Source organism: Bradyrhizobium sp. NAS80.1 (assembly GCF_001908205.1).
Taxonomy (GTDB): Bacteria; Pseudomonadota; Alphaproteobacteria; order Rhizobiales; family Xanthobacteraceae; genus Bradyrhizobium.
The window spans coordinates 1-4,171 of the sequence record NZ_LGHL01000221.1; the positions used below are offsets into that span (position 1 = coordinate 1).

The 4,171-nt window shown below is 58.7% G+C and carries 6 protein-coding genes; 5 read left to right on the forward strand and 1 reads right to left on the reverse strand.

The window, feature by feature from the left end; translation table 11 throughout:
* The 3 genes from AC629_RS37630 to AC629_RS37640 form a co-directional block, all read left to right on the forward strand.
* Positions 1 to 325: LysR substrate-binding domain-containing protein (locus AC629_RS37630; protein ID WP_245332117.1), on the forward strand; the 325-nt coding region annotated here is incomplete at its 5' end.
* A 54-nt stretch (positions 326 to 379) separates the two neighbouring features.
* On the forward strand, positions 380 to 556 hold the full coding sequence (locus AC629_RS49335; protein WP_084809787.1) for an AMP-binding protein: 177 nt from the start codon (positions 380 to 382) through the stop codon (positions 554 to 556).
* A gap of 344 nt (positions 557 to 900) precedes the next feature.
* Positions 901 to 1,116, forward strand: a complete 216-nt coding sequence (locus AC629_RS37640) for a hypothetical protein (RefSeq protein ID WP_084809788.1) — start codon at positions 901 to 903, stop codon at positions 1,114 to 1,116.
* A 967-nt stretch (positions 1,117 to 2,083) separates the two neighbouring features.
* Here AC629_RS37640 and AC629_RS47330 read toward each other — a convergent pair.
* Positions 2,084 to 2,368, reverse strand: coding sequence for a hypothetical protein (locus AC629_RS47330; protein ID WP_168195688.1), 285 nt, complete (start codon positions 2,366 to 2,368; stop codon positions 2,084 to 2,086).
* Here AC629_RS47330 and AC629_RS37645 point away from each other — a divergent pair.
* Both AC629_RS37645 and AC629_RS37650 read left to right on the forward strand, forming a co-directional pair.
* Positions 2,348 to 3,031, forward strand: coding sequence for a citrate/2-methylcitrate synthase (locus tag AC629_RS37645; protein ID WP_168195689.1), 684 nt, complete (start codon positions 2,348 to 2,350; stop codon positions 3,029 to 3,031). The genes AC629_RS47330 and AC629_RS37645 overlap by 21 nt on opposite strands.
* 379 nt (positions 3,032 to 3,410) lie before the next feature.
* Positions 3,411 to 4,171: MBL fold metallo-hydrolase (locus AC629_RS37650; protein ID WP_084809790.1), on the forward strand; the 761-nt coding region annotated here is incomplete at its 3' end.

A 4,171-nucleotide genomic window follows, 5' to 3' on the forward strand; every position in this document is an offset into this window, starting at 1 on the left:
GGTAGCGCGACATCTTCCGGCAGGCGAGAAATTGGCACGGGCGTTCGAGGATGCAAACGTGCCGCTGCGTCTCGCAGCGGAAGTGTCGCAGTCCTCAATTGCGTGCGCATTGGTCCATGCTGGTGTCGGCATAGCAGTATTGGACGGCTTCGCCTTGATGGCAGCGCGCGATCAGGGAATGGAGATCCGCCCGTTCGCTCCCCGCATACCTATCCAAGCACGGCTGCTTCAGGCGCGGCATCGCCCGCTGTCGAACTTGGCGCAGACGTTCATAGATGTGCTCTATTCCATGGTCGGGCCCAGCCGTCCCATCACGGGTGGATGACAACAGTGTCGAGGTCTCCGGCGGCACGCCAGGCGAATTGTGGATGCCGGCCCCATGGTGGTCCTCGGATATTGGCGGCGCCCCGATGCCAACGAAAGTGAGTTCGTCGGCAGCTTCAGGCGTACGGGTGACATTGGCGCAATGGATGCCGACGGGTTTGTCCGTGTGTTCGACCGCAAGAAGGACATGATCAATCGCGAAGGGTTGGTCCGAGATGGCGTCGCGACTTAATCTAGGTGAACTCCGCAGGACGGCCTCGTGTTCTCCGACAGCGCCATCTCGTTGCGTGCGGCTGTGGAGGAAATGGGCGTTGCCGTGGGCAGAGCCAACTTATCGAACCAGAGCTTGCTGCCGGTCGTCTGATCCGGCTTGCTCACGGAAAGGTCCCTTCACCGCTTTCCTACTGGCTCGTGTGACCCGCGGGCCGTTCAGACGCATTGGTCGAACTATCTGCGAACCGGCTCTCCGAAGAGATTTTCGGTTGAACCGCATGGACGAAACCTCCACCGCGTTCCTTCTTTGAAGGTTCGCGCCTCGATCGTTGCCAACGAGTCAATCGTGGACATAACAATCGAATGATGATCGCCAGCGCAATCAGGCTCACGGGCCTTACGACCGTCGATCACCAGCACCGCTTCGCCCAAGGCAACGTTCTCGAGCAGGTAGAGGCCATTCTGATCGGTCTGGGTCTATACCATGCCCATCCGCAGAATGGCGCCTTGCAGTGGAGTTCCGTCCGTCGCCAACACACGGCCTGCGATCGCGGTGACGCCGTCAGCCGCCGTGCGTAGAAGACGGACTGCCTTCCGGCGTAGGATCTGAAGGCGCATCGCGAGATAAGAGTATGGCAGCAGATATCTTTGCATTCGTCGCGACCGACGTGACCGTCGACGCGACTGGACGTTCAACGACACGTTCGGCGGCAGCAGGTCGAGGTGTCGCTTGCGCCAGCGACAACAATCCTGGTAAGGCCAATTAGCGCGGCGAGCAACACTCGCGCCGCCAAGGACGGCAAGCTTGTACCAGTCATCAGTCGGATCATCCACATGGCACTACTCACTGCTTATTGATTCTCAGCATCTGCATCCGCATCTGTTCATGCGTGATGCGCTCGGTCGGCGGCTGTCGCGTACGGGTGGACGGATCGCACTCCGCGCTGGAAAAGTCAGTGATGACGACACCTGCGTCCGGGATTATCTGCCGCCCATCGGAACTGACGGTGCCCAGGCCATAAGGCGCCCAACCATTGGCATCGGGCTCATACCGCCATAGCGTTGCCCGCGCCTTCGGCAGCTCCTATGCAGAGTTCGGGAAAACCTATAGTTGCAGCGCCAATCCCCCACCCCATGCGTCGCAACAAGTGACTTTAGCGGGGCCGAGGCTCAATTCGACGCCCGGCAATCCGCGCCCGTCAAGATCCACGACCTGTCCCGACAATGCGGTAATGCCACTTGGCGCCTGCAGGGGCGTGTCCGGCATATTATCAGCCACTCCGCGTGGCTCGGCAACGGCAGAGCCTCCGCTTATCGGCGTCGATGTCATTGCCAGCGACACGCTGATCTCTCAACGCGCGCATCACAGGCGCACGGGATCGGTGCATCGGCCCCATCATGGCGCGCTCACTCCAAGCTAAAAGTGCCGATCGATGTGCTGGTGGGCTTCACCACCACGGTATAGTTGCCGCTCGTCGACAGTCCGAGCGAACCACTCGAGTAGTTGCCGCAGTTGCTGTCACCGCTCGTAAAGCAAGCGCCGCCGCTATAGAGCCTCGTCGTTCCATCTGGCTTTCAAGATGGTGATGTCGTATTCGTCGCATTCCCGTGCGAACTTACCGCTCGCTTCAGTGAGAAAGCTCACACGCTGACCACTTGCGCCGCTATACGTGAGACTCATGTTTTGGCCTGGCGCGGTCGTCGTGAGCGATACCGTTCCCCCGCCGGGCGTAACCGTCGCACTTGCATCCGGCTGCACGTTGCAAAGCGTAGAGGTGATCGTGCCGACGTTGGCGCCAGATGGCGGCAGTTGGATCGTATTGGCGATCACGGGGGCGGATCTCATCCGGTCTGTGACGGCGATGCGCCGAACAAAGGTAGGCGCCGATCCGATTCATGCCAGATTGGAAAAGCGCTCAACTTCTCGAATGAATGGGTCGAGGTCGTTCGCAGAATCCTTGTTCTGTCAGTCGATCACGGATTTTCCCCATCGGCCTATGCTGTTCGTACGGCTGCGAGTGTCGGAGTTACGCCTTACCGCAACGTGGCGGCTGGTCTAGCGCTTGCGGCAGGGCGTTACTCGGCGTTTGGACGCCTTGATGCCATGTCGCGCTTTATCGACGAGCTAACTGCGGCTCCCGGTCCGAAGAATATTATCGTGCGCCGCCTGCGTGCGGGGGAGGAGCTTCCGGGATTCGGAGCGGTCGGCATGCCCGATGAAGATCCGCGCGCGCAAGCGCTTCTTGCGCAACTCGACAAGGTTTGCTCCCGGGATGAAGCTTTTCGCCGGCTCAAAATGGCCGCTGCAGCCGTTGCTGAAATCAAGGGACTGAAGCCGGGCTTTGCGTTGCCTGCGATGTTTGTCAATCACTGCGGGACTGAAAGCACAGGACTTCAGCTGGTTACTGGGACGGACAGTGGGATGGGTGGCGCACTCAATAGAGCAATCTCAGCTCGGCCCACTCGACCGCATTTCCTACACAAATATTGGTGACCTACCCGGCAGTAGACGCTAGACAGCGTCTAACCAACCAAATCACGACATTGCTCGATGCTGCCCGTGAAATGGCCATCCGGCCCACGTGCCCGACAGCTTTATCCACCCGGTGGTTGGTCCGCTCGATACGGCGATCACCAGGAAATCAGCCGCCCTGGCAAGCTCAGCCGGGGTCGACGATCGTGAAGACGCTTTTCGCCTCCTCAGAACAGCCGCGTCTAGTTTCACATACGTAGAAGTTTGTCCGCTCCTTTGTGAATGATTGACGTGTCACATCCCTTCACCCATGTTCCGGCGCCAAAGAAATTGGATCGCTCAGGATCCGTGAGTAAGGGCTCCTAATGAGCGGTTTCCGGACGAACCGAGATGAACGTCAATGAGCGAAACTCTACCAAGTATTCAAGCGGCAACATTTGCTATCGGCGACTTCAGACTTTTCGCATTGAGCGACGGTGAAGTCAGCCTCGATCCCGTCATATTCGCCCATCCCGAAGCGGTGATAGAGGCAAAGGCGCAGGCAGCAAGAGCAGGTTCGGAGACGCTACAAACCGCCGTGAATGCGTATCTCCTGAAATCGCGTGAACGTACGATATTGATCGACGCGGGTGACAATCGCGGTTTCGGCACAGAAACGGGACAACTGATAGCCGCGATGAAGCAGGTTGGTATCGGTCCCGAGGACATTGATATCGTCCTGTTGACGCACATGCATGTCGATCATGTGGGACATCTTGCCGATGCAGCTGGGTCCGCAGTATTCCGGAACGCACAATTGCTGGTCCCGGACCGAGAGTGGTCTTTTTGGTGGGATGACGGCACCATGTCCCGAGCGCCTGCGGCGCGCCTCAGTGCGTTCAAGACCGCAAGAAATGCAACCCAGCCTTACAAGTCTTGTTTGCACCGCTTCTCTGACAATGAGAAGCTCTTTTCCGGCGTAACCGCCGTCTCGTTACCCGGGCATTCTCCCGGCCACACCGGCTATCTGATCGATTCAAACGGAGATTCCGTTTTCATCTTCGGCGACGTGGTCCACGGAACCAACTTCCAGTTTCTCCACCCTGAATGGGGCGTGGCATTCGATCAAGATCCCGAACTTGCAGCGTCGACAAGAAAACGCGCATTCGAAATGGCCGCCTC